Origin of the sequence: Noviherbaspirillum humi, assembly GCF_900188095.1 — a bacterium.
Lineage (GTDB): Bacteria > Pseudomonadota > Gammaproteobacteria > Burkholderiales > Burkholderiaceae_D > Noviherbaspirillum > Noviherbaspirillum humi.
The window spans coordinates 588,631-610,670 of the sequence record NZ_FZOT01000002.1 but is presented as its reverse complement, the minus strand read 5'-3'; the positions used below and the strand labels follow the sequence as shown (position 1 = coordinate 610,670).

Annotated in this window: 25 protein-coding genes; 13 read left to right on the top strand and 12 right to left on the bottom strand. The window is 66.1% G+C overall.

Going from position 1 to position 22,040, the window contains the following annotated elements; translation table 11 throughout:
* Nucleotides 1-5 precede the first annotated feature (5 nt).
* The gene (locus CHB88_RS06190) at nt 6-683 is read left to right on the top strand and encodes a helix-turn-helix domain-containing protein (protein WP_176442335.1); all 678 of its coding nucleotides are present in this window, start codon (nt 6-8) and stop codon (nt 681-683) included.
* A gap of 54 nt (nt 684-737) precedes the next feature.
* Here CHB88_RS06190 and CHB88_RS06185 read toward each other — a convergent pair whose 3' ends face one another.
* The gene (locus CHB88_RS06185; protein ID WP_089398396.1) at nt 738-1,004 is read right to left on the bottom strand and encodes a hypothetical protein; all 267 of its coding nucleotides are present in this window, start codon (nt 1,002-1,004) and stop codon (nt 738-740) included.
* A 236-nt stretch (nt 1,005-1,240) separates the two neighbouring features.
* Between CHB88_RS06185 and CHB88_RS06180 the strand changes: the two genes are divergently transcribed.
* Nucleotides 1,241-1,990, top strand: a complete 750-nt coding sequence (locus tag CHB88_RS06180) for a sulfite exporter TauE/SafE family protein (RefSeq protein WP_089398395.1) — start codon at nt 1,241-1,243, stop codon at nt 1,988-1,990.
* A 507-nt stretch (nt 1,991-2,497) separates the two neighbouring features.
* On the opposite strand, the gene CHB88_RS06175 is transcribed toward CHB88_RS06180, so the two are convergent.
* The gene (locus CHB88_RS06175; protein ID WP_089398394.1) at nt 2,498-2,704 is read right to left on the bottom strand and encodes a hypothetical protein; all 207 of its coding nucleotides are present in this window, start codon (nt 2,702-2,704) and stop codon (nt 2,498-2,500) included.
* Nucleotides 2,705-2,862: 158 nt separating this feature from the next.
* On the opposite strand from CHB88_RS06175, the gene CHB88_RS06170 reads away from it, so the two are divergent.
* From CHB88_RS06170 to CHB88_RS06150, 5 genes are all read left to right on the top strand, one after another.
* Nucleotides 2,863-3,126, top strand: coding sequence for a PsiF family protein (locus CHB88_RS06170; protein ID WP_089398393.1), 264 nt, complete (start codon nt 2,863-2,865; stop codon nt 3,124-3,126).
* 54 nt (nt 3,127-3,180) lie between these two features.
* Nucleotides 3,181-4,935, top strand: a complete 1,755-nt coding sequence (locus CHB88_RS06165) for a SulP family inorganic anion transporter (protein WP_089398392.1) — start codon at nt 3,181-3,183, stop codon at nt 4,933-4,935.
* A gap of 48 nt (nt 4,936-4,983) precedes the next feature.
* Nucleotides 4,984-5,214 carry a hypothetical protein gene (locus tag CHB88_RS06160; RefSeq protein WP_089398391.1) on the top strand — a complete coding sequence of 77 codons (231 nt, stop codon included), beginning with the start codon at nt 4,984-4,986 and terminating at the stop codon, nt 5,212-5,214.
* Nucleotides 5,215-5,309: 95 nt separating this feature from the next.
* Nucleotides 5,310-6,503, top strand: coding sequence for a DUF3182 family protein (locus CHB88_RS06155; protein WP_089398390.1), 1,194 nt, complete (start codon nt 5,310-5,312; stop codon nt 6,501-6,503).
* Nucleotides 6,490-7,299 carry an alpha/beta hydrolase family protein gene (locus CHB88_RS06150; protein ID WP_089398389.1) on the top strand — a complete coding sequence of 270 codons (810 nt, stop codon included), beginning with the start codon at nt 6,490-6,492 and terminating at the stop codon, nt 7,297-7,299. Before CHB88_RS06155 ends, CHB88_RS06150 begins: the two co-directional genes overlap by 14 nt.
* Before the next feature lie 69 nt (nt 7,300-7,368).
* Here CHB88_RS06150 and CHB88_RS06145 read toward each other — a convergent pair whose 3' ends face one another.
* Complete coding sequence (locus tag CHB88_RS06145) at nt 7,369-7,614, bottom strand: GlsB/YeaQ/YmgE family stress response membrane protein (RefSeq protein WP_089398388.1); 246 nt, start codon at nt 7,612-7,614, stop codon at nt 7,369-7,371.
* 227 nt (nt 7,615-7,841) lie between these two features.
* On the bottom strand, nt 7,842-8,123 hold the full coding sequence (locus CHB88_RS24215; RefSeq protein ID WP_143131139.1) for a hypothetical protein: 282 nt from the start codon (nt 8,121-8,123) through the stop codon (nt 7,842-7,844).
* A 143-nt stretch (nt 8,124-8,266) separates the two neighbouring features.
* On the opposite strand from CHB88_RS24215, the gene CHB88_RS06135 reads away from it, so the two are divergent.
* A complete protein-coding gene (locus CHB88_RS06135; protein ID WP_089398386.1) occupies nt 8,267-8,473 on the top strand; it encodes a hypothetical protein in 207 nt (68 codons plus the stop codon).
* Nucleotides 8,474-8,571: 98 nt separating this feature from the next.
* On the opposite strand, the gene CHB88_RS25530 is transcribed toward CHB88_RS06135, so the two are convergent.
* Nucleotides 8,572-8,805 carry a hypothetical protein gene (locus CHB88_RS25530; RefSeq protein ID WP_245844769.1) on the bottom strand — a complete coding sequence of 78 codons (234 nt, stop codon included), beginning with the start codon at nt 8,803-8,805 and terminating at the stop codon, nt 8,572-8,574.
* 245 nt (nt 8,806-9,050) lie between these two features.
* Between CHB88_RS25530 and CHB88_RS06130 the strand changes: the two genes are divergently transcribed.
* Nucleotides 9,051-10,205, top strand: a complete 1,155-nt coding sequence (locus tag CHB88_RS06130) for an acyltransferase family protein (protein ID WP_245844768.1) — start codon at nt 9,051-9,053, stop codon at nt 10,203-10,205.
* Here the strand turns inward: CHB88_RS06130 and CHB88_RS06125 are convergent.
* Nucleotides 10,189-10,809 (bottom strand): hemerythrin domain-containing protein, encoded by a 621-nt coding sequence (locus CHB88_RS06125; RefSeq protein WP_425436068.1) that lies wholly within the window; start codon nt 10,807-10,809, stop codon nt 10,189-10,191. The genes CHB88_RS06130 and CHB88_RS06125 overlap by 17 nt on opposite strands.
* A gap of 394 nt (nt 10,810-11,203) precedes the next feature.
* Between CHB88_RS06125 and CHB88_RS06120 the strand changes: the two genes are divergently transcribed.
* Complete coding sequence (locus tag CHB88_RS06120; RefSeq protein WP_176442334.1) at nt 11,204-12,469, top strand: EAL and HDOD domain-containing protein; 1,266 nt, start codon at nt 11,204-11,206, stop codon at nt 12,467-12,469.
* A gap of 15 nt (nt 12,470-12,484) precedes the next feature.
* Here the strand turns inward: CHB88_RS06120 and CHB88_RS06115 are convergent, their stop codons facing one another.
* Nucleotides 12,485-12,667, bottom strand: coding sequence for a hypothetical protein (locus CHB88_RS06115; protein ID WP_089398382.1), 183 nt, complete (start codon nt 12,665-12,667; stop codon nt 12,485-12,487).
* A gap of 106 nt (nt 12,668-12,773) precedes the next feature.
* Here CHB88_RS06115 and CHB88_RS24210 point away from each other — a divergent pair, with 106 nt between their 5' ends.
* On the top strand, nt 12,774-12,980 hold the full coding sequence (locus tag CHB88_RS24210) for a hypothetical protein (protein WP_143131138.1): 207 nt from the start codon (nt 12,774-12,776) through the stop codon (nt 12,978-12,980).
* A gap of 7 nt (nt 12,981-12,987) precedes the next feature.
* On the opposite strand, the gene CHB88_RS06110 is transcribed toward CHB88_RS24210, so the two are convergent.
* From CHB88_RS06110 to CHB88_RS06090, 5 genes are all read right to left on the bottom strand, one after another.
* On the bottom strand, nt 12,988-13,542 hold the full coding sequence (locus tag CHB88_RS06110; protein ID WP_089398381.1) for a DNA-3-methyladenine glycosylase: 555 nt from the start codon (nt 13,540-13,542) through the stop codon (nt 12,988-12,990).
* 4 nt (nt 13,543-13,546) lie between these two features.
* Nucleotides 13,547-14,695, bottom strand: a complete 1,149-nt coding sequence (locus CHB88_RS06105) for an acyl-CoA dehydrogenase family protein (protein WP_089398380.1) — start codon at nt 14,693-14,695, stop codon at nt 13,547-13,549.
* 15 nt (nt 14,696-14,710) lie between these two features.
* Nucleotides 14,711-15,907: an acyl-CoA dehydrogenase family protein gene (locus CHB88_RS06100; RefSeq protein WP_089398379.1), complete on the bottom strand. Its 1,197-nt coding sequence runs from the start codon at nt 15,905-15,907 to the stop codon at nt 14,711-14,713.
* A gap of 135 nt (nt 15,908-16,042) precedes the next feature.
* The gene (locus tag CHB88_RS06095; protein WP_089398378.1) at nt 16,043-17,221 is read right to left on the bottom strand and encodes an acyl-CoA dehydrogenase; all 1,179 of its coding nucleotides are present in this window, start codon (nt 17,219-17,221) and stop codon (nt 16,043-16,045) included.
* 50 nt (nt 17,222-17,271) lie between these two features.
* Complete coding sequence (locus CHB88_RS06090; protein ID WP_089398377.1) at nt 17,272-18,813, bottom strand: 3-hydroxyacyl-CoA dehydrogenase; 1,542 nt, start codon at nt 18,811-18,813, stop codon at nt 17,272-17,274.
* A gap of 335 nt (nt 18,814-19,148) precedes the next feature.
* On the opposite strand from CHB88_RS06090, the gene CHB88_RS06085 reads away from it, so the two are divergent.
* Both CHB88_RS06085 and CHB88_RS06080 read left to right on the top strand, forming a co-directional pair.
* Nucleotides 19,149-20,684: a class I adenylate-forming enzyme family protein gene (locus CHB88_RS06085; RefSeq protein ID WP_089398376.1), complete on the top strand. Its 1,536-nt coding sequence runs from the start codon at nt 19,149-19,151 to the stop codon at nt 20,682-20,684.
* An 18-nt stretch (nt 20,685-20,702) separates the two neighbouring features.
* Nucleotides 20,703-21,548 carry an IclR family transcriptional regulator gene (locus CHB88_RS06080; protein WP_089398375.1) on the top strand — a complete coding sequence of 282 codons (846 nt, stop codon included), beginning with the start codon at nt 20,703-20,705 and terminating at the stop codon, nt 21,546-21,548.
* Nucleotides 21,549-22,040 lie beyond the last annotated feature (492 nt).

Genomic DNA, 22,040 nt, shown 5'->3' with positions numbered 1-22,040 from the left:
TTGGGATGAGCGACGAGATGTTCGCGCAGCGTTTGGCGTCACTGATGGAGCAGCGGGGGATGACGGCGGCCGCGCTGGCGGAGCGCCTCACTATCACGCCGCAGGCCGTGCACAAGTGGCTCAACGGCGCGGAAATCTCGCTGCCCAACCTGCGCGAACTGGCCCGCCTCCTGAAGGTGAATTGGGTATGGCTGCGTTTCGGCGAGGAGGCGGTGGACGAGATGGTGCTGCCGCAGCACGGCACCGACTCCGTGGTCGACCGCCATCGCGCGCGGCTGGTGCGTGAACTGATGGACAGCGAGCGGCGGCACCGCTGGGCGCTGGACATGCTCGACATTGGCGTGTGGGAGATCGACCTCGCCACGGAGCGCCGCATCTGGAACCGCACCATGCGCACCATCCTCGGCATCCCGCAGGACCTGCCGGCCAGTTCCGACGCGATCTACCAGATGATGGGCGCGCACATGATCCCCGTCATGGAAGACATGGTCGCGCGTTCGCTGAACGGCGAATGCGTGGTTGGCACGTTCGACATCCTGACGCGGCCGGGCGAGCAGTTCGAATCCATCTCCGCCCGCGTCGACGATGCCGACGGCCTGCCGGTGAAAGTGATGGGCATGGTGCGGCGCATCGACCAGCAGGCCAGGCCGCTGACGCAGATGCTGGCGGCACTGCGCAACTGATCCGGCCGGTCGGCGCCATGCGCGCGGCGCACGCCTGCGCTTAGCGTGGCTGGCTTATTGCACGAAGCCCTTGCCCGGAGCGGCATCGATGGCCAGGCCGGGATCGGCGGCCGATACGGGAAGCTGGAGCTCGGCCGCCGCCTGGTCGATGCTGTTGCGGTACATCGCCGCCGCCAGCAGGATCAGCCGCCGCACGTCGGCTTCGTCGATCCGGTCCTGCAAGGTTGCCAGCGTGTAGGCGAAGACTTCCGCCACCGTGCCGGGGTCGACCTCGGCGGTCTCGATCGAGGTGATCTGCTGAAGTATTTCTTCTGGGTCCATGAATTGATTCCTTGCCGAATCGGATGCCGGCGCTGCGGGAGTCGTCCGCGTGCGGAGATGACTGCGCGATCGCGGCGATGGTTCCAGCATTCGGGAGGGACGATGCGCCACCTCAGCACTTCGCCCGCCGTCCCGCCGGGCCTCCCGCATGGCAACTGCCGCCAAGCGCCGTGCAAGCGGCAGCCGAACCCGAAGTTTCATCTTAGAATGCCGGTTTCCGCTGCGGCCGCGCTGCCATGAATCTTCCCTATCATCTCGACTTCTATCTCGCCGCCATTCCCGCCGTGCTGCTGACCGGCATTTCAAAGGGCGGCTTCGGCGGCGCGCTGGGCGGCGTGGCGGTGCCGCTGATGGCGCTGGTGATCTCGCCGCGCGACGCGGCCAGCATCATGCTGCCGATACTCTGCCTGACCGACTGGTTCGGCATCCGGCTCTATTTCCGCAAATGGGACAGCAGCCATCTGCGCCTGCTGCTTCCGGGTGCCATGCTCGGCGTGGCCATCGGCGCGCTCACCTTCGGCATGCTGAGCGAAGCGGCGGTGCGGCTGCTGGTCGGCGCCATCTCCACGCTTTACGTGATCGCCAACTGGGTGCTGCCGGCGCTGGTGCAGAAAGCCGCGCATGCCAGGCCGCGCATCACCGGCTCCTTCGCCGGCATCGCGTCCGGCTTCACCAGCTTCGTCGCGCATGCGGGCGGCCCGCCGGTGGTCATGCACCTGATGGCGCAGAACATGGAGAAGGTGGCCTACGTCGCCACCATCAATATCTTCTTCCTCATCACCAATGCGGTGAAGCTGCTGCCCTATGCCTGGCTCGGCCAATTCTCAAGCGCCAATCTCTGGACCAGCGCCTCGCTGATTCCGCTGATCCCGATCGGCGTGTGGACCGGCTACTGGCTGCAGCAGCGCATCAACCATGTCTGGTTCTATCGCATCGCCCAGATCGGCCTGCTGGTCACCGGCATACAGCTGATGCTGGAGGCCTGATGCGCGTGGCGGATGGCCGCCGCTTGACGGCAGTCATGCCCTTGTCACACTCGCTTTTTATAATGGATCCCATACCAATCAGAAGCGGGCCGAACTGCCATGGGACGCACCTTGCATAACAAGATCAAGCTGAAGAAACACTCCTCCTTCGTTGAATTCATGCTCGCGGCGCTGCGCCTCTTCCGGCTGTCGTCGCAGCGGCATTGACCTTTCCTCTCAAGCCTTCATCAGCCGCAGGACGGGTGCATCCCGCATGCGCCTTGTCCGGCAAGCGCACATCGTCGTGCGCGGTTTCGGGTCTGAGGTCATGACCTGGCTCTCGCGGCACGAGCCGTTAGCGAGGCATCGTCCCGCAATCCAGCCTGGCGCATGGATGCTCGTTCGCCGATGTGCCCGGCGAACTGATGAACACCCGGCGAGGCGATGAGGGAAGCGGGGAAGCCGACGCCGAAAAAAAAGCCCCGTCGAAACGGGGCGAAGATCGCTCTTTCGCGCTCGGCGCGCAGTTCAGTTGAGCTTCACCTGGCTGCCGTAGGTCCAGGCGCCGATGTCCATCAGCTCATCGGTCTGCAGATTCTTTTCCGCGACGTCGCAGACGTCCAGCACATCTTTCGCCCATTGCGGATATAGCATTTCCTGGCCCAGCTTGGTGCCGTTGGCATAGCGCTCAAGCGCATGAGTGGCCAACGCCCGCAGGCGCTTGATCTGATCCATGTCATCTCCCTTTTTTCGCCATGATGAAAGCTTTGCCCAAGCCAACATTGACAAATCTCAATCATCTTCGCGGCCTTCCGCGCCGGTGTAGCTGCGGTCATGGCGACGAGATGGAAAAGTTGAAATAATCATGCATCTTTATCGTGAAAGGATCCGCCATGCGCCGTGCGCTTGCCATGCTGCTCTCCCTGTGTTTTTCCGCTGCCGCTTTCGCCGCTCCCGGCGATTCGGGCGGCTCCACCGCCGGCAATGCGAAGGAGCAGGCGAGGACGTGCAATGCGGAGGCCCGCAAGCAGAAGCTGAAACGCGCCAAGCGCCGCGAATTCCTGCGCGAATGCATGGCCGGTGCCTCGAATGCCACCGTCGCGCCGCAAAGCCAGGGGGACAAGAGCAAGCCGGCGCTGGAATCGGCCAAGCCCTGACGCCACCGCTGGCCACATCAACATCGCCATGCCGCCAGGCCGGAGCCCGGCGGCATGGATGCCCTCCGAAGGTATGACACGTTGCTGAAGCTACCCCCGGCGCTGGCGCGCCTGCTTCCTTTCCTGCGCTGGCCCCGTCCGAGTGCCGAGGCGCTGCGGCGCGATTTCTGGGCCGGCTTCAGCGTCGGCCTGGTGCTGATCCCGCAGGCATTGGCCTATGCCACCCTGGCCGGCATGCCGCCCCACACCGGCCTCTACGCCGCGCTGCTGCCGGCGGTGATCGGCATCCTGTGGGGCTCCTCGCCGCTGCTGGCGGTAGGCCCGGTGGCGCTGACGTCCATCCTCACCTTCGGCACGCTCTCGCCCATGGCCGCGCCCGGCAGCGCGCAATGGGTGGCGCTGGCGATCTGGCTGGCCATCTACGCCGGGATCATCCAGTTCCTGCTCGGCGCCCTCCGGCTGGGAAAAGTCGCCTACCTGGTGTCGCAGCCGGTGGTGACCGGCTTCATCAATGCCGCCGCGCTGATCATCATCCTGTCCCAGCTGCCGCAGTTGCTCGGCGTGCGCCTGTCGGCCGCCGATCCGGCGGCGTCGCTGGCGCGGCTGCTGTCGCCTTCTCCCGCGGCGTGGATGACCATGGTCTTCGGCGCCGGCGCGCTGTTGCTGCTGCTCGCCTTCAAGCGCTTTCTGCCGCGCTGGCCCGGCATCCTGGTCGTCACCATCGCCGGCATCGCCGCCAGCCGGTTGGTCGACTACGGCGGCCATGGCGGCGCCATCGTCGGCGCGCTGCCGTCCGGCCTGCCGGGGTTGTCGATGCCGCCGGCGATCGCCTGGGAGAGCCACCAGATGCTGTGGCCCGCGGCGCTGATCCTGGCGGTGATCAGCTTCACCGAAGCCATGTCGAGCTGCCGCGTGCTGGCGCGACGCCAGAACACGCCCTGGGACGAAAACCAGGAACTGATCGGCCAGGGCCTGGCCAAGGTGGCCAGCGGCTTCTCCGGCGCCTTCCCGGTATCGGGGTCCTTCTCCCGCACCGCGCTCAACCTGTATGCCGGCGCCACCAGCGCCTGGGCGTCGCTGATCGCGGTAGCCTGCGTCGTGCTGGCGCTGCTGTTTCTCACCGGCCTGGTCAGCTACCTGCCGCTGTCGGTGCTGGCGGCGATGATCATGGTCCCGGTGTTCAGCCTGATCGATGTCGGAGCGCTGCGGCGGCTATTCCGGGTCTCGCGCGACGACGGCATGGTGGCGCTGGTGACCTTCGCCGTCACGCTGGCGTTTGCACCGCGCCTGCACGTGGGCGTCTTCGCCGGCATCGCGCTGACCATGGTGTCCTTCCTGTACCGCCGCACGCATCCGCGCATTGTCGAGGTCGGCCGTCATGCCGACGGCACGCTGCGCGACCGCAGCCGCTTCGCGCTGCCGCCGCTGTCCCCGGACGTGGTCGCGGTGCGCATGGATTCGGCGCTCAACTTCCTCACCGCCGCCAGCCTGGAGCGCGCCATCAATGCCGCCTGCGCCGCGCGGCCGCAGACGCGCCGGGTGCTGCTCTCGGCCAGCGGCATCAACGACATCGATGCCAGCGGTGCGGACATGCTCGCCGCTCTCCACGAGAACCTGCGCGGCAAGGGCATGGAGCTCCATCTGTCGGCGGTGAAGAAGCAGGTGTGGGACGTGCTCGAGCGCGCCGGCATGATCGAGGCCATCGGCACGGGCCATTTCTTCGCCACCGACCGCGAGGCCATGGCGGCGCTGCAGGACGGCGGCGCGGCACAGAACGCCAGGCTCGATGCGCTGTCCGAGGGTGAGTGATGGGCATGGTGTCGCCCATTCCCCACGCTGACCTATTCTGGAGGACGCATGCGAGCGCTCGACAGCATCAAGCAAGCCTGTTCCGACGCACTGCGGGATGACGATTCGCAGGCGCTGGCGCGATTCCATGCGCAGGTCGATCCCGGCTCGGTGCTGGAGATGGCCGGCCTGATCGAATCCCTGCTGACTTATCTCGAGGAAATCGATGACCTCACCGCGCGCGAACTGGTCGCCAGGACGCGCCATTCGCTGCAAGGCGAACCCGGCGGGGGTGTGTGATTCCCGAATGAACAAGGCAGGGTGCGGTTCTTGCTACAAGGCGGGCATCAACCACTTCCGCGGACGCCCGATGCAGGGCGGTCCCAAGCCTCGCCATGAAACCCATCCAGCACGCCAGCGTGCCGCCGCTAGCCCGCGAAGAGTCCGCCGACGGGCATGTAAAGAATGCCGGTGGCCGGCAAAAAGCGCATCGGGCCGTGGCCAGCTATTTCTGCCGCGAGAATGCCGGCCCGAACGGCCATGAATGCCTGACCCAATGCGCGCTCGCGCGCCGTCTGGCAGCCTTGAAGGGCGTGGACTACGCCGGGCTGCATCCGCCGGGCGAGGCGCACGACGGCAGCATGTACATGGTGCCGAGCGATACCCTGAGCGCGGCCGATGCGGCCCGGCTCGGCGTTACATGCGAGCACGACCTGTTCGGCGGCGTCGTGCCCCATTTTTTCGCCTCGACCAAGGTCATCACTCACGACCTGCCGCAGCCGGGCAAGTCGCCGGCGCCGGCGCAATGGTCCTCGCGCTTTCCCGCTGCGGTGCGCGCGGCGGTGCTGCCGGGGTTCACGGTGTTTTCGATCGAGGATGCGCTTCATGCGGGCGAACTGCTGCTGCGAGACGGCCCGGTGCGCTTGAAGAAGCCGAGCGGCATCGGCGGGCTGGGCCAGTCGGTCGCCGGCGATGCGCAGGAACTGCGGGCGCAGCTGCAGGCCATCGACCCGGCGCGGCTGGCGCAGGAAGGGCTGGTGCTGGAACATAACCTGGTCGAGGTCGATACCTGCAGCGTTGGGCAGGTCGTCATCGCCGGCATGGTCGCCACCTATTGCGGCACCCAGCGCCTGACGCGAAGCAATCGCGGGCAGGAGGTGTACGGCGGCTCCAGCCTGCTGGTGGCGCGCGGCGGATTCGATGCCTTGCTCAGCCTGCCGCTGGAGCCGCACATGCATACCGCCATCGAGCAGTCCCGCATCTATCACGCGGCGGCGCTGGCGGCCTTTCCCGGCATGTTCGTCTCGCGCAGCAATTACGACATCGCGCAGGGCAGGGATGCCGGCGGCATTTTCCACTCCGGCGTGCTGGAGCAATCCTGGCGCATCGGCGGCGCCAGCGGCGCCGAGATCGCCGCGCTCGAAGCCTTCGCAGCCGACCCCGGGCTGCGCGCAGTGCGCGCCTCCACCACCGAAGTCTATGGGAAGTCGCCCGACCTGCCGCGCGATGCGCTGGTCTATTTTCAGGGCGAGGATGAAAAGATCGGACATATCACCAAGTACTCGAGGATCGCGCATGCCGACACGTGATGAAAAGCTCAATATCCAGGTCGATGAGGAGACCATCGCCGGCACGCTGGTCGTGCCATCCACCCGTGTTCCGGGCGTGCTGTTCGTGCACGGCTGGGGCGGCAGCCAGGAGCAGTACCTGGCGCGGGCGCGGCAGGTGGCTGCCCTCGGCTGCCTCTGCCTCACCTTCGATCTGCGCGGCCATGCCGACACGCAGCCGCAGCAGGGCACGGTCTCGCGCGAGAACAATCTGCGCGATGTGCTCGCCGCTTACGACCGTCTCGCCAGCCATCCCGGCATCGATCCGGATTCGATCGCCGTGGTCGGCAGCAGCTACGGCGGCTACCTCGCCGCCATCCTCACCGAGCTGCGCCCGGTGCGCTGGCTGGCGCTGCGGGTGCCGGCGCTCTACATGGACAGCGGCTGGGAGGTGCCCAAGCTGCAATTGCATCACGACCAGGATTTGAAATCCTACCGCCGCAGCCTGATCGAGGCCGGCGACAACCGCGCGCTGCGGGCCTGCGCCGCTTTCAAGGGGGACGTGCTGATCGTGGAATCGGAGAACGACGACACCATTCCGCATGAAGTGATCGTCAACTACATGGAGGCCTGCATCCAGCCGAAATCGCTCACCTACCGGGTCATCAGCGGCGCCGATCATGGCCTGTCCCAGGAAGCGAGCCAGCGCGCCTACACGGCCTTGCTGGTGAGCTGGATGAGCGAGATGGTGCTCGGCGCCAGGGGAGGGAATGCGTCGACCCAGACGGAAACGGCGGGTGGCGCCGTCTTGCCTGAGGCGCCTCCGCGGCCGGGCTGATGCGCGGCCCGGTGCGAGTGCCGTTTCATGGCCCGCCCGGGGCCATCCGGGCTCATCTGCGCTGGAACGCTACGCTCGGCGTATCAGCCTGAGCAGCACGACGAGAACGATGGCGCCGACGGTTGCCACCAGGATGCTGCCCAGCATGCCGCCGCCCGAAGACAGGCCGAAGGTGCGGAACAGATAGCCGCCGACGAAGGCGCCGACTATGCCGAGAATGATGTCCCCCAGAATGCCGAAGCCAACGCCGCCGACAATGGCGCCGGCCAGCCAGCCGGCAATCAGGCCGACCACGATGAACCAGATGAAATCCATACCTGCCTCCTTGTAAGAATGCTCGAGAGCGACATTGCTAAGATGGCAAGAGCCCCGCAAAGTTCTGATCCTTGCGCAGCAGCTTCGGATTAAACGCAAAGAGCCAATCAGCGCTTACAACTCGATACATGACTTACATTGCCTGACGGACGGCGCTTGATTCGCCTCATCCCGAGAAGCGGCGGGAGGCGAAGAATGGACCCGGTCTTTCACCTCACTACCGGAAGTCAATGATGAGTGCAGAGGATTTGGTTGCCTACATCCTTCTGGCCATCGTCTTCATTGCCGTCGTGGCGGCTTTCCTGCTCGGCAATTGATCGACGATGGAGACATGGCAGATTGCAGCGAACGGCGTCGGCAGCATCGCCTCCGATGCGCCTCGATCGAAGATGGCTCGGCGCGGATTCTTCCGCAGCAAGGCCGCGCCGCATTCCGATGTCTTGCCGAAGTGCCATCAACTGCCTTTCTTCAGGGTGCTGAACGAATTGATTGAGGTCAATGCGTCCCATGAAGGATTCGTTACGCTAGGAAACATCGAGGCGGCCAACTGCTGCTCCGTGACGTAAATTCCTTCATCCGGTTGTTTCCTCGGTCCAGCCTTATCATGTATTTTCGGCGTTGCATCAACCCTTCCTGCAGTCGTCCCTTTCAGGTGAATCGATTCAGCACCAAGCTCGATACCCTGATGGAACTCGGCAAGATCACTTGTCCCCATTGCGGCCTCTCGGTCAACGATGACCGCAACTTCATTTTCCTTACCCATGCGCTTTCAGTGGATGAGGAAAACGAGTTCGAGCACCGCTTCCCGGTGCGAATGGCCGACTTCAAGGGCGGGGAGGCGGGCGACATCCCGGGCTGAATCCTCTGCGCCGGTGCCGAACCCGTGTCAAAGCTTGTGCCATCTCAAGCCGCGCCCGCGTGAAATACTTATCCTTCGAGGCTGATTAACCCAAGGCATCATTTCCTACAGACAGGCCGTACCATGGATTTTCTGCGCTGCCCCAGCTTGGATTGCAAGCGACCGTTCCAGGTTAATCGGTTCAGCATCAGCCTGGATGGCGGAATCGAGCGGGCACGATCACCTGTCCGCATTGCGGCGCAGCGATGGCCGGCGACCGGGCATTCGTCTTCCTGACGCATGCGCTGCTGCCGACGGAAGAAGCCGAGTTCGATGCCATCTACCCGTTCCATGCCCCGACGCCGAGCGTGGAGAGGCTCCTGGCCGCGGTCGGGGAACGCCATGCCTGCCGGAGCGGCCCGCTCGCAGCGGCAGGCTGAACGCAGCCAGGCGCGCGCATCCGCCGACCGTCGATTTCCCGCTTGCGCAACTCGCTGCTTGGCGAACCTCAAGAGGCGGGCAGGTGGTTCGGCGCAGGATTTCGAAAAGCGTTACCATTGCGGCTTTTCATTTTTCCATCCTGCGGCTGGAGTTTGCCTTGGCTACATCCCGCGATGAACGGCTGGTCTTCCTGGACTTGCTGAAAACGGTCGCCTCCCATCTCATCGTTCTGCACCATCTCTGCTTCTACGGGCCGATGTCCGAGGTCGCCCATCCGCTGGCGCCGCGGCTGATCGACTGGCTGGGGGACAAGGGCCGTTTCGCGGTGCAAGTGTTCCTGGTGATCAGCGGCTTCATGCTGGCGCGCGCGCTGTCAGGGCGTGATGCGCCCGGCTTGGCCGGCACGGTGAAGCTGGTGGCCAGGCGCGCCGCCAAGCTGGTGCCGCCGTATTTCGCCGCAGTGCTGCTGGCGGTGCTGGCTGCGTTCATCGCCCGTCACTGGATTTCGCACGACTCCATCCCGCCGGCGCCCACGCTTCCGCAACTGGCGGCCCATGCCGTGCTGCTGCAATCGGTGCTCGGCTTCGACGGCCTCTCGGCCGGCGCCTGGTACATCGCCATCGATTTGCAGCTGTATGCGGTCATGCTGTTTCTGCTGCTGGCCTGCCGCCGTCAGGCGGCAGACCGCCATGCCATGTTCGCGCCGCTGCTGGTGGCAGGTGCGACCGGCGCCTCGCTGCTGTATTTCAACCGCGATCCTGCCTGGGATGCCTGGGCGCCTTACTTCATCGGCAGCTATGGCTTCGGCATGCTGGCCTGGTGGGCGGGCGAAAGCCAGCGCTCGGCTCGCGGACGCTGGCTGCTCATCGGCATCATGCTTGCGCTCGCCCTGATCGCCCAGGCGGTGGACTTCCGCGGCCGCATCCTGCTGGCGCTGGCGATTGCGGCCGCCCTGATGCTGACGCGCGGCGAAACCCGCTTCGGCACCGGGCATGCGCCGGTGGCGCTGCTGCGTTTCGGCGGCCGCATTTCCTACTCACTGTTCCTGGTGCATTTTCCCGTCTGCATGGTGGTGAACGCCGGCTTCATGCGCTTCGCGCCGCACCAGCCGGCAGTGCAGGCGATCGGAATGATCGCCGCCTGGGGATTGTCGGTGACGGCCGCGGTCGCCTTCCAGCGCAGGGTGGAAGCGCCGCTCGGCAGCTTCGCCTCCGGCCTGCTGTTCAAACCGGCCTCCCGCGCCGCCCAGCCCGCCACGGCGGACCGGCGTTCAGCGACGCCGGGCCCGGCCCGCGTCAGGCATGCCGATTGAAGGCGCGCTTGGCGAAGTAGGTGCCGGCCAGCACCGCGCCGGCTGCCATCAGCATCGAGCTGGTGGGCATGCTGTGCCAGGCGTTGGCGGCGATCTCGCCGGCGCGCGGCGTGGCCAGCTGCATGCGGCGCTTGGTCATTTCCATGCCGAGTTCGCCCAGCCGCTCGCTGGATAGCACGCGCTCCGCATCCGGCAGCATGGTGGTTTCTTCATCGGCCACATGGTGCATCACGTCGCGCATCAAATCCATCACGGTCTGATCATAGCCGTCGTCGGTCGGCTCCATGCTGCGCAGCTTGGCGATGAGGCGCCGCATTTCGTCATGCTCCGGCACGTTCTTCTTCAGCACCGCATTGTCGGTGCCGGCACTGCGCATCACCGGATAAAAGATTTCCTCCTCCAGCTGGGCATGGATTTCCAGCGCCATGCAGATGGTGGCCACCAGCGCCTTCTTGGTCTTCGGGTTGGAATCGATCTCGTACTGGTGGAAGGTCGTCATGACGTGGCTGTGGTCCATGCGGATCATGTTGGTGATCGATGGCGTCAGCTTGTTGCCGAAGCTTTTCATGTTTTCAGTCAGGTCGGCGGTAAATCCGGGTTTCATATTCGCATCCTCCAATTCGTTGTTGGGCACTACGGAACCTCAGGCTTGTGCAAGTGCCATGCCCAAGCGTCGACCGCCCCGCCGTTTCCCCTCCCTGCGCCGCCAAGCAGGCCGCCCGGTCGGACCGGCCCGCCCCGGCGCCCGCCCCGGCGCCCGCCCCGGCGCGAAAGGACAAGCCTTGTCCCCTTTTGCGACGCAAGGCGTTTGAACAAACGTAAAAGCCGATGTGCAATTTGTACAACGCCTCCGAGCGCATTCGACGCGTGTTTCCTGCACGGCGCCTTAGTTTCCGTTGCTAATCGGCACGGGCAGGGCGCGGTATCGCGATCATGGGATGTGGAACGGAAAGCGCGGGAATATGATCGCCGGCAATCGGAGGCTACAGGAAACCGCCATGAGCACATCCGTCATGTTTTGCGCAGCCTATCGCATCTCGTCCGGATCCGACTTTTTCATGGCGCGGCGCCCGGTGGTCACGCGCGAGGAAAAACTGGCGGCCTTCGATTTCCTGTTCTGCCATCTGGCCGGCGGCCTGAGCCCGGCCTCCCGCCAGCTTCCCGAAGGCGGCGAAAGCGCCGAACTGGATGCCATCCATGGCAGGATGCCGCACCTATGCGGCCAGCATCCCGCCTATCTCGCGATGGACATGGAACTGCTTGCCGGAGACGGCTTGCGCCATGCCGATGCCCACTGGCTGGTCCCCACCATCGCCGCCACCATGGCGCCCTCGCCGGCACTGCTGGTCCATCTGCGCGAACTGAAAGACCGCGGCTTCCGGCTGGCGCTGGAAGTGCAGGCCGATACGCCGGAACTGCAGGCCATGTTGCCGCTGATCGACGTGGTGCGCATCGACCTGAAAGGCCGCGATGCGAAGCAATTGCCGGCGCTGGTCCGCGCCTGTGCGGGCAAGGGCAGGATGCTGCTGGCCGAGCATGTCGATACCCGGGTGCAGTTCGAGGTGGCGCGCAAGCTCGGCTTCGCGCAGTTCCAGGGGTATTTCTTCGCCCAGCCCCAGCCCGGCGCCGCCATGGCGCCGTCGCAGATCGCCCTGACGGAAATGATCCGCCTGGTGAATGGCGATGCCGACATCGGCGAACTCGAGCATTGCGTCAAGACCGACGTCACGCTCGGCCTGCATCTGCTGCGGCTGGTCAACAGCGCGGCCGCCGGCTCGCGCCGCATCGATTCGATCCGGCAGGCGTTGATGGTCATGGGCCGCCAGAAGCTGGCCCAATGCCTGCAGGTGCTGCTGTATGCGCAGTCGGCGGGACGGACGGATTCCGCGCTGACCTTGCAGGCTCTGAATCGCGGCCGCCTGCTGGAACGCGTCGCCCTGCATGTCTATCCGGGCAACCTGAGCATGGCCGATACCGCCTTCACCGTCGGCATCATGTCGCTGATGGATGCCCTGTTCGGCATGCCCATGGTGGACCTGCTGCAGCAGATGCCGGTGGTGGAAGAGGTGGCCGAGGCGCTGCTGGAGCGCAAGGGCTTCTTCGGCCGCCTGCTGCAGCTGGCGCAGCACACCGAATGGACGGAGAAGGGCGATACCATGCTGGTACCGCTGCTCGACTTCTTTCGCCTGTCCTGCGGCGAGCTCTACCTGATGCAGCTCGATGCCTTCGAATGGAGCATCACCGCGCTGCAGCGCATGCGCTGACGACCCGCATGTGTTTCAGGAACGATTCTCCACCGGCGGCTCGGTGCTGCCCGGCGTGCCGGGCGGCTTTGCGCCGGGATTGCGCGCTTCATCCGGACTGACGCCGGGCGGCAGGCCGGTGCGCAGCGGATGCTTCACGATGTTTTCGTCCTTATCCCTGGCTTCCGGTTCCTGTCCCGGCGGAAATCGATCGCTCATGGCGTTCTCCGATCCAAAACCGCTTGGATGAGCGCCGCGCGCGAATGTTCACCCGAACCAATCCGGGCTGATGGCGTCTACCGGGAAACATGGCAAGGAGTCATTCATGGCGCAACCATCTCCGCAGCAGAAACCCCATCCCAACGATAGAGGCGTGCTGGTGCCGCCGCCGGAAGGCGATTCGCTGGAGAACGTCGGCGTGGCCCAGCCGGGCACCGGCGAGCAGCCCGGGCCGGAGGGCGGCAAGGAAGACGAGGAAAAGGGCAGCACCACCCGCGCCGACGTGCCGACCACGCCGCCCAACAATCCTTGACGCTGGTTTATTTCTTCGAGATGAAGGGATTGCCGGCGATGTAGAAGCGCAGTTCCTTCTCCGCCCAATCCCTTGCATAGGCCACGCCGATGCGCGGCCGGCTGACGATCTGACGTGACGGCACCTCAGGCGCGTCGAGGATGTGGAAGGCGTCCGAATCCATGGCGCAGCGGTTGAGCGTCAGATCGATGCCCATCGCCCGGCACAGCAGGCCGGGTCCGCGGGTATTGCCTTCGACGTTTGCCAGCGGCTCCACGGCGCGCAGCAGCACCGCGCAGCCCTTGCCTTCCGGCTCGGTGACCACGTTCATGCAGTGGTACATGCCATAGATCAGGTAGACGTAGGCAACCCCGGGCGGCCCGTACATCACCTCGGTACGTTTCGTGACGCCCTTGGAAGAATGCGAAGCCAGGTCGTGCACGCCGACATAGGCTTCGGTCTCCACGATGCGGGCGCGGCGCGCCTCCCCATCCACCACATGCACCAGTTCCTTGCCCAGCAGCGCGCGCGCCGCCTGCATGGTGTCGCGCTGGTAGAACGCGCGCGGCAGCCGGGTCGCCATGGCCTTACGCCAGCTGGCTGGCGTAGGCTTCGAGGTGGGTGTCGGTGCTGCCGAACTGCAGCTCGATGGCCATCAGCCGCTTGAAGTAGTGGCTGACGTCGAGTTCGTCGGTGACGCCCATGCCGCCGTGCAGCTGCACCGCCTGCTGGCCGACGAAGCGGCAGGCCTGTCCCACCACCACCTTGGCCGCCGACAGGGCGCGCCGGCGCTCCGCAGCATCGGCATCCGCGCAGCGCACCGCCGCGAGAAAGCTCATGGAGCGCGCCTGCTCGATGTGCAGCACCATGTCGGCCATGCGGTGCTGCAGCGCCTGGAACTTGCCGATCGGCTGGCCGAACTGCTTGCGGTTGCGGGCATATTCGACGGTGGCGGCGAGCAGCTTGTCCAGCGCGCCGACGGCTTCGGCGCACACTGCCGCGATGCCTGCCTGAATGATCTGCTCCAGCGCGCCTTCCGCGTCGCCGGCCTCATGGCCTCCATTGCCGAGCAGCGCCGATTCCGGCAGGAAGGCCTGATTCAGCCAGACCTCGGCGGCGCGGGTGCCGTCGATGGTATTGAACGGCACCGTCTTCACGCCGGCCAGTTCGCGCGGCACGGCGAACACCGCCATCGGGCCATGCTCGCCGACCGCCGCCAGGCGCGCCGTCACCAGCAGGAGGTCGGCGCTGCCGCCATGCGGCACCACGCTCTTGTGGCCGGTGATCACATAGCCGCTGCCGACGCGCCATGCGCGGGTCTCGATGCTGCGCCAGTCGAAGCGGCTGGCCGGCTCGTCATGCGCCAGGGTGGCGATCTTCTCGCCGGCGGCCAGCGCCGGCAGCAGCTCGGCGCCCTGCTCGCCGCTGCCGAGCAGGGCGATGGCGCGGGTGGCCAGCACCGCGCTGGCCAGGTACGGCTCCAGCAGCAAGCCTTCGCCGATGGCGTTCATCACCAGCATGGTGTCGATGGCGCTGCCGCCGAGGCCGCCTTCCGCTTCCGGCACGTTCAGCGCCAAGAGGCCGATGTCGGCCAGGCTCTGCCAGGCTTCGCGCGAGAAGCCCTCGGGCGCGCTTTCCCTGATCCTGCGCCGCGCCTCGAAGCCGTAATCCTTGCCGACGAAGCGGCGGGTGGTGTCGAGCAGCATCTGCTGCTCTTCGGTGTAGCCAAAGTCCATGATCGTTCCTCCCGCTTACAGGCCGAGAATCATCTGCGCGATGATGTTCTTCTGGATTTCGTTGGAGCCGCCGTAGATCGACAGCTTGCGCATGTTCAGGTAGTTGGCCGCCAGCGGCACGCTGTAGAACGGCCCCACCGGGTCGCCCTGGTAGCCGGCCGCCATCGCCTCGCGCCGCAGCTGCAGTGCATAGGGGCCGGCCACCTGCACCAGCATCTCGGTGATGGCCTGCTGCAGCTCGGTGCCCTTGATCTTCAGGATCGAGGCTTCCGGCCCCGGCGCGCGGTGCGCGGCTTCGGCCGACAGCACGCGCAGGTTGGTGATCTCCAGCGCCGTCAGGTCGATCTCGATCTGCGCGATGCGGGCAGCGAACAGCGGGTCCTTGATCAGCGGCCTGCCATGCTTGGTCTCCAGCGCCGCGATGCGCTTCAGGCGCGCCAGCTCGCGCTTGGCGATGCCGATGCCGGCGATGTTGGTGCGCTCATGGCCGAGCAGGAACTTGGCATAGGTCCAGCCGGCGTTCTCCTCGCCGATGCGGTTCTCCACCGGCACCTTCACATCCTCCAGCCAGACCTCGTTCACCTCATGCGCGCCATCCATGGTGATGATCGGGCGCACGGTGATGCCGGGCGTCTTCATGTCGATCAGCAGGAAGGAGATGCCGCGCTGCGGCTTGGCTTCCGGGTCGGTGCGCACCAGGCAGAACATCCAGTCGGCGTACTGGCCCTGGGTGGTCCAGGTCTTCTGGCCGTTGACGATGTAGTGGTCGCCCTCGCGCACGGCGCGGGTCTTGAGCGATGCGAGGTCGGAGCCGGCGCCCGGCTCCGAATAGCCCTGGCACCACCATTCGTCGGCCGACAGGATGCTCGGCAGGAAGCGCTGCTGCTGTCCCGGCGAGCCGTACTGCATCATCACCGGCGCCACCATCTTCAGGCCGAAGGGAATGGCGCGCGGCGCGCCGGCGGCTGCCGCTTCTTCCTCGAAGATGTACTGCTCGGTGGCGCTCCAGCCGGTTCCGCCGAAGTCGCGCTTCCAGGAAGGACCGCCCCAGCCCTTCGCATGCAGGATCTTCTGCCAGCGCACGTAATCGTCGCGCTCCAGGATCATGCCGTTGATCACCTTGTGGCGGATGTCGGCGGGAAGCGATTGCGCGAGGAAGTCGCGCACTTCCTGGCGGAAGGCGTTTTCCTCGGGAGTGAAGTTCAGGTCCATGCGGGTGTCTCCGGACGGCGTTGTGTTGCGGGTCGTGGATGGGTGGTCGGGCAGGGCGGACAGGAAAACGGGCCGCAGATCGGCAAGCCCGTTTCCCGAGCGGGCGGAGATCTTCGCCCGCTGCCTGCCTGAAACTTAAAACGCGGCGATGCCGGTCTGCTCGCGGCCCAGGATCAGGGCGTGGATGTCGTGCGTGCCTTCATAGGTGTTGACCACTTCCAGGTTCACCATGTGGCGGATCACGCCGAACTCGTCGGAGATGCCGTTGCCGCCCAGCATGTCGCGCGCCATGCGCGCCACGTCCAGCGCCTTGCCGCAGGAATTGCGCTTCATGATCGACGTGATCGCCACCGCCGCCGTGCCTTCATCCTTCATGCGGCCCAGGCGCAGGCAGCCCTGCAGGCCGAGCGTGATCTCGGTCTGCATGTCGGCCAGCTTCTTCTGCACCAGCTGATTGGCGGCGAGCGGCTTGCCGAACTGCTTGCGGTCGATCACGTACTGGCGCGCGGTATGCCAGCAGGCTTCGGCGGCGCCGAGCGCGCCCCAGGCGATGCCGTAGCGGGCCGAGTTCAGGCAGGTGAACGGACCCTTCAGGCCGCGCACTTCCGGGAAGGCGTTCTCTTCCGGGCAGAACACTTCGTCCATCACGATCTCCCCGGTGATGGAGGCGCGCAGGCCGAACTTGCCCTTTATCGCCGGGGCCGACAGGCCCTTCATGCCCTTCTCCAGCACGAAGCCGCGGATGGCGCCTTCGTCATCCTTGGCCCACACCACGAACACGTCGGCGATCGGCGAATTGGAGATCCACATCTTGGCGCCGGTGAGGCTGTAGCCGCCCGGCACCTTGCGCGCGCGGGTGACCATGGAGCCGGGGTCGGAACCGTGGTTGGGCTCGGTCAGGCCGAAGCAGCCTATCCACTCGCCGGTGGCGAGCTTCGGCAGGTATTTCTGGCGCTGGGCCTCGGTGCCGAATTCGAAGATCGGCACCATCACCAGCGAGGATTGCACGCTCATCATCGAGCGGTAGCCGGAATCGACGCGCTCGACTTCGCGCGCGATCAGGCCATAGCTGACGTAGTTCAGGCCGGGGCCGCCGTACTGCTCGGGGATGGTCGGGCCGAGCAGGCCGAGTTCGCCCATCTCGCGGAAGATGGCCGGATCGGTGGTCTCGTGGCGGAAGGCTTCCAGCACGCGCGGCTGCAGCTTGTCCTGGCAATAGGCATTGGCGGCATCCCGCACCATGCGCTCTTCGTCGGTGAGCTGCTGGTCCAGCAGCAGCGGATCATCCCAGTGGAACTGCGCTTTCTGTGTCATGTGTGTCTCCGGTGAGGATTCGAATGCGTGAATGAGCGTGAATGGCGGGGTCAGATTTCCTGCTGCAGCAGCGGCAGGCCGAGCAGGGCGCGGCGCTGCAGCCAGGGGCTGGGGCGGTAGCGGCTGTCGCCGGTCTGTTCCTGCAGATTCTTCAGGATGGTCAGCACCATCATCGGGCCGAGCCTGTCGCCCCAGGCCAGCGGGCCGACCGGGTAGCCGAGGCCGAGGGTGACGGCGCGGTCGATGTCCTGCGGCGCGGCGATGCCCTGCTGCGCTATCTCGCAGGCGATGTTGATGATGTGGGCCACCACGCGCTGCGTCACCAGGCCGGCGCTGTCGCGCACCACCGAGACCGGGATGCCGCTGGCGCCGAACAGGCCGCAGGCCATGGCCACGGCGCCGGCCTCGGTGGCGGGGGTGGTCATCACCACGCGGCGCTTGCTGGCGTCGAACAGCGCTTCCACGCCGACGGTGCGGCGCGCATCCAGGCCTTCGCGCACGCAGCAGGTGGTGGCATCGTCGCCGAGCGGCGTGACGATGCACAGCGCGTCGGGCGAGGGCAGTTCGTTGCTCTCCAGCGGCACGCCGGCGGCGGCCACCAGGGCGGCGATGCGCTCGGCCAGTTCCGGACTCTCGCGGCTGAGCCAGACCGAGGAGGGCATCTCGCTGGCCTGTTCCTTCTCGGGAATCGGCTGCTTCTTGCCCTCGGCATCGTAGCGGTAGAAGCCGTGGCTGGTCTTGCGGCCGAGGGTGCCGGCGGCCAGCATCTGGCGCGTCAGGCCCTGCGGGCGAAAGCGCGGCTCTTCATAGTATTGCTGGTAAATCGATTCCATCACCGGGTGCGACACGTCGAGGCCGGTGAGATCCATCAGCTCGCAGGGGCCGAGACGGAAGCCGGCGGTGTCGCGCAGGATGGCGTCCAGCGCCGGAACGGTGGCGACGTTTTCCGCCAGCAGACGCAGGCCTTCCGTGCCGTAGCCGCGGCCGGCATGGTTGACGATGAAGCCGGGGGTGTCCTTGGCGCGCACCGCCACGTGACCCCAGTGCGTGCCGAGGGCGAGCAGGTAATCGACCACCGAATCGTCGGTGAGCAGGCCGCCGATGCACTCGACGATCTTCATCAGCGGCACCGGGTTGAAGAAGTGGAAGCCGGCCACCCGTTCCGGATGCTTCAGGCCGGCGGCAATGGCCGTGACCGACAGGGAAGAGGTGTTGGTGGCGAGGATGACGTCGGCGCCGAGCAGGTTCTCCAGCGTGGCGAACAGCGCCTTCTTGGCGTTGAGGTCTTCCACGATGGCTTCCACCACCATGTGGCAGCCGGCGAGCTCAGGCAGGCCCTTGCAGGGATGCAGGCGGGCGGCGGCGGCATCGACGGCCGCCGCGTTCAGCTTGCCGCGCTCGGCGAGCTTGCGGAAGGTGGCCATCAGCTCCGTCTTGGCGGCTTCGGCCGCGCCTTCGCGGGAATCGGTCAGACGGACGGTGGCACCGGCCAGGGCGGCGATCTGGGCGATGCCGCGGCCCATGACACCGCAGCCGATGAGGCCGACGACGACCTCCGGGGAAGTCGCTTCCGGACGAATGGCAGCTTGCATCGATGTCTCCTCTTTGCTGTTGGCGCCAATTCTGCTGTGCAGAATTAAATATCGTGAAATGGAACTGTATTATTGCGTCTTCGTGCTGTCAAGGCAACCGGCGATGCTGTCCTGCCGGCTTAAATTATGAAAGAAATGGCAGAGAAGGCGCTGGATGATGAACCCCGTGCAAACGATTCAACCTAGGTAATGCAGTTCTGCAATGCAGAACATAATTCTGCGTTTTCATTGATTTTCACATGCTGCTATGACATCATCATTTTCCACTGGAGCCAGTTCAAGGCTCTGAAGCGAGACAAAGCCGTCAATTCCGGCAGACAGAACGAGGAGATCCAATGTATCAGGACGCGCAACAGGCTGCCACGCCGCGCCGCATCCACGAATCCCTTCAACGCTGGGCGGCCAGCCATCCCGGCGCGCCGGCGCTGGCCGACGCCGCCATCGGCCTGAGTTATGCCGAGCTTGCCGCCGCCGTCGAAGCGGTCGCGGGGCGCTTCACCGAGGCCGGGGTGCGGCCCGGCGACCGCTTGCTGCTTGTCGGCGAGAATTCGGTGGCGCTGGCGGTCTGCATCCTCGCCGCCAGCCGCATCGATGCCTGGTCCGCCACCGTCAATGCCCGCCTCTCGGCGCGCGAGATCGACAATTTCCTCCAGCATTCGGGCGCGCGCCGTGCCCTGTATTTCGGCGCCGCCTCGCCGGCGGCCCAGGCCCATGGCGAAGCCCGCGGCGCTCAGCCCGTCGCGTTGCCAGGCATCGGCGAAGTGCTGCTCGGTCCGCTCAACGAGACGGCCGAACCGGAGCCGGTGCAGGAAGACGGCGCGAGGCAGGTCGCGGCCCTGGTGTACACCTCTGGCACCACCGGCGCACCGAAGGCGGTGATGCTGACCCATGCCAACATTCTCTTCGTTGCCGGCAACAGCGCCCGCCTGCGCAAGCTGGCGCCGGGCGACAAGGTCTATGCGGTGCTGCCGCTGTCGCATGTGTACGGCCTGTCCTCGGTGCTGGTGGCTTCGCTGCTGGGCGGCGCGGCGGTGCAGCTGGCGGCGCGCTTCCAGGTGCCGGACCTGGTGCGGGCGCTGGCCGAGGGCGTCAGCATCCTGCACGGCGCGCCGGCGATGTACGCCAAGCTGATCGAATACGGCGAGACGCAAGGCAACCGCATTGCGGCGCCGCGCCTGCGCCTGGCCCAGTCCGGCGGCGCGCCGCTGACGCTGCCGCTGAAGCAGGGTTTCGAGCGCCTGTTCGGCATCCCGCTTCAGAACGGCTACGGCATGACGGAAGCCTCGCCCTCCATCTGCCAGACGCGCGGCGATTCCCCGCGCAGCGACTGCTCGGTCGGCCTGCCGGTGCCGGGCATCGAGATCCGGCTGCACGAGGCGGAGAAAGACCCGGACGGCGTCGGCGAACTCTGGGTGCGCGGCCCGAACGTCATGCTCGGCTACTACCGCGACCCGGTGCAGACCGCCCAGGCCGTCACCGAGGACGGCTGGCTGCGCACCGGCGACCTGGCGCGCATCGAGGCCGACGGCGCTGTCCATATCGTCGGCCGCAGCAAGGAGCTGATCATCCGCTCCGGCTTCAACGTCTATCCGGTGGAAGTGGAGCAGGTGCTCAACGCCTATCCGGAGGTGGTGCAGTCGGCGGTGGTGGGCCGGCCGGTGGAAGGCAACGAGGAAGTGGTGGCCTTCGTCGAGCCGGCGCAGGGCGCGGCCATCGACCTGGATGCGCTGCGCGCCTACCTGCGCGACAATCTTTCGCCCTACAAGCAGCCGTCGGAGATCATCATTCTCGACCAGCTGCCGGCGGCGGCCACCGGCAAGGTCATGAAGATGGAGCTGCGGCGTCGCGCCGCCGCTGCCAGGCAATCGTAATCGCGGAAGGAAACCAGCATGGCGAATCAGCCCACCGGCGGCGCGCGACGGCAAGAGGAAGCGCTCCTCGAGGATGAGGCCGCGGCGCAGGACGCGCCGAAGTCGAATGCCAAGGAAGACCGGCATTTCGTGACGGCGCTGGCGCGCGGACTGGAAATCCTTTCCTGCTTCCGCTCCGGGGAAAAGATGCTCGGCAACCAGGAACTGGCCGACCGCAGCCGCCTGCCGAAATCCACCGTGTCGCGCCTGACCTATACCCTCACCAAGCTCGGCTACCTCGACTACGACGGCGACATCGGCAAGTACCGCCTCGGCACCGCCTCGCTGGCGCTGGGCAGCGCCATGCTGTCCAAGCTGGACATCCGCCAGCTGGCCCGGCCCTGGATGCAGGAGCTGGCCGACTTTTCCCACGCCACCGTTTCGCTCGGCATGCGTGACCGGTTGAGCATGATCTATGTCGAGAACTGCCGCAGCCAGGCGGCGCTCACGCTACGGCTCGACGTCGGCGCCCGCATCCCGATTGCGCTTACCGCGATGGGCCGGGCCTACCTCGCCGGTGCGCCGGAGGCGGAACGCAGCGAGATCCTGGAGCGGGTGCGCGAAGCGGACGAGTACCGCTGGCCGTCGATCCAGGAAGGCGTGCAGCGTTCCCTGGAAGAGTACCGCACGCTCGGCTGCTGCACCTCCTTCGGCGACTGGCAGGCGGACGTGAATGCGATCGCAGTGGCGTTCCGGCCTGCGAACGGGCAGGGGGTGTTCAGCATCAACTGCGGCGGGCCGGCGTTCAGTTTGAAGCGGGAGTTCTTGCTGGAGGAGGTGAGGCCGAGATTGCTGGAAGTGGCGGAGCGGTTGAGGCGGGTGTAGCTGGGACGGAGCAGGCGGCGGAGCCAACCGGGCATGGAGGCCCGGTCGTGGGAGGGAGCACTGCTCCACGCCGGCGGAGCCGGTCAGGCATGCAAGCCCATCACGACCTTCCCTCCGCTGCAGAGCGACGTCGAAATTGCCTCGATCCGCTCCAGCTTCACCAAACCCACCCCCATGCAGTACCACGCATGCGTCACCAGCGGCGCCTTGTGCACGGCGCACGATGGCGGCCGGCGGGTCGTCTCCGAAGCGCGTTTTTCGGAAATTCCATGCCGACACGCGGATCGTGCATTGGCGGGAGCAAAGGCTGAAAAAAATCAAGCTTGCGTCGGGTTGCCTACCAGCCTTCAACAGCACTGTCACAAAATGGAGCACCGGACTGCATAAGCTTTTGCGGCTTGTTCCCTCTCCGTCAACGACAGGCGTGGCCTCCGGTACAATCGTTGCCACGACGCCGCGCCATCGAGCGTGACGGCATGCTCCTTGCTGCCC

Coding starts and splice junctions, on each gene's coding strand:
- CHB88_RS06190 (WP_176442335.1), top strand. CDS start 6: ATGAGCGACGAGATGTTCGCGCAGCGTTTGGCGTCACTGATGGAGCAG.
- CHB88_RS06185 (WP_089398396.1), bottom strand. CDS start 1,004: ATGGACCCAGAAGAAATACTTCAGCAGATCACCTCGATCGAGACCGCC.
- CHB88_RS06180 (WP_089398395.1), top strand. CDS start 1,241: ATGAATCTTCCCTATCATCTCGACTTCTATCTCGCCGCCATTCCCGCC.
- CHB88_RS06175 (WP_089398394.1), bottom strand. CDS start 2,704: ATGGATCAGATCAAGCGCCTGCGGGCGTTGGCCACTCATGCGCTTGAG.
- CHB88_RS06170 (WP_089398393.1), top strand. CDS start 2,863: ATGCGCCGTGCGCTTGCCATGCTGCTCTCCCTGTGTTTTTCCGCTGCC.
- CHB88_RS06165 (WP_089398392.1), top strand. CDS start 3,181: ATGGATGCCCTCCGAAGGTATGACACGTTGCTGAAGCTACCCCCGGCG.
- CHB88_RS06160 (WP_089398391.1), top strand. CDS start 4,984: ATGCGAGCGCTCGACAGCATCAAGCAAGCCTGTTCCGACGCACTGCGG.
- CHB88_RS06155 (WP_089398390.1), top strand. CDS start 5,310: ATGAAACCCATCCAGCACGCCAGCGTGCCGCCGCTAGCCCGCGAAGAG.
- CHB88_RS06150 (WP_089398389.1), top strand. CDS start 6,490: ATGCCGACACGTGATGAAAAGCTCAATATCCAGGTCGATGAGGAGACC.
- CHB88_RS06145 (WP_089398388.1), bottom strand. CDS start 7,614: ATGGATTTCATCTGGTTCATCGTGGTCGGCCTGATTGCCGGCTGGCTG.
- CHB88_RS24215 (WP_143131139.1), bottom strand. CDS start 8,123: ATGGGACGCATTGACCTCAATCAATTCGTTCAGCACCCTGAAGAAAGG.
- CHB88_RS25530 (WP_245844769.1), bottom strand. CDS start 8,805: ATGGAACGGGTAGATGGCATCGAACTCGGCTTCTTCCGTCGGCAGCAG.
- CHB88_RS06125 (WP_425436068.1), bottom strand. CDS start 10,809: ATGAAACCCGGATTTACCGCCGACCTGACTGAAAACATGAAAAGCTTC.
- CHB88_RS06120 (WP_176442334.1), top strand. CDS start 11,204: ATGAGCACATCCGTCATGTTTTGCGCAGCCTATCGCATCTCGTCCGGA.
- CHB88_RS06115 (WP_089398382.1), bottom strand. CDS start 12,667: ATGAGCGATCGATTTCCGCCGGGACAGGAACCGGAAGCCAGGGATAAG.
- CHB88_RS24210 (WP_143131138.1), top strand. CDS start 12,774: ATGGCGCAACCATCTCCGCAGCAGAAACCCCATCCCAACGATAGAGGC.
- CHB88_RS06110 (WP_089398381.1), bottom strand. CDS start 13,542: ATGGCGACCCGGCTGCCGCGCGCGTTCTACCAGCGCGACACCATGCAG.
- CHB88_RS06105 (WP_089398380.1), bottom strand. CDS start 14,695: ATGGACTTTGGCTACACCGAAGAGCAGCAGATGCTGCTCGACACCACC.
- CHB88_RS06100 (WP_089398379.1), bottom strand. CDS start 15,907: ATGGACCTGAACTTCACTCCCGAGGAAAACGCCTTCCGCCAGGAAGTG.
- CHB88_RS06095 (WP_089398378.1), bottom strand. CDS start 17,221: ATGACACAGAAAGCGCAGTTCCACTGGGATGATCCGCTGCTGCTGGAC.
- CHB88_RS06090 (WP_089398377.1), bottom strand. CDS start 18,813: ATGCAAGCTGCCATTCGTCCGGAAGCGACTTCCCCGGAGGTCGTCGTC.
- CHB88_RS06085 (WP_089398376.1), top strand. CDS start 19,149: ATGTATCAGGACGCGCAACAGGCTGCCACGCCGCGCCGCATCCACGAA.
- CHB88_RS06080 (WP_089398375.1), top strand. CDS start 20,703: ATGGCGAATCAGCCCACCGGCGGCGCGCGACGGCAAGAGGAAGCGCTC.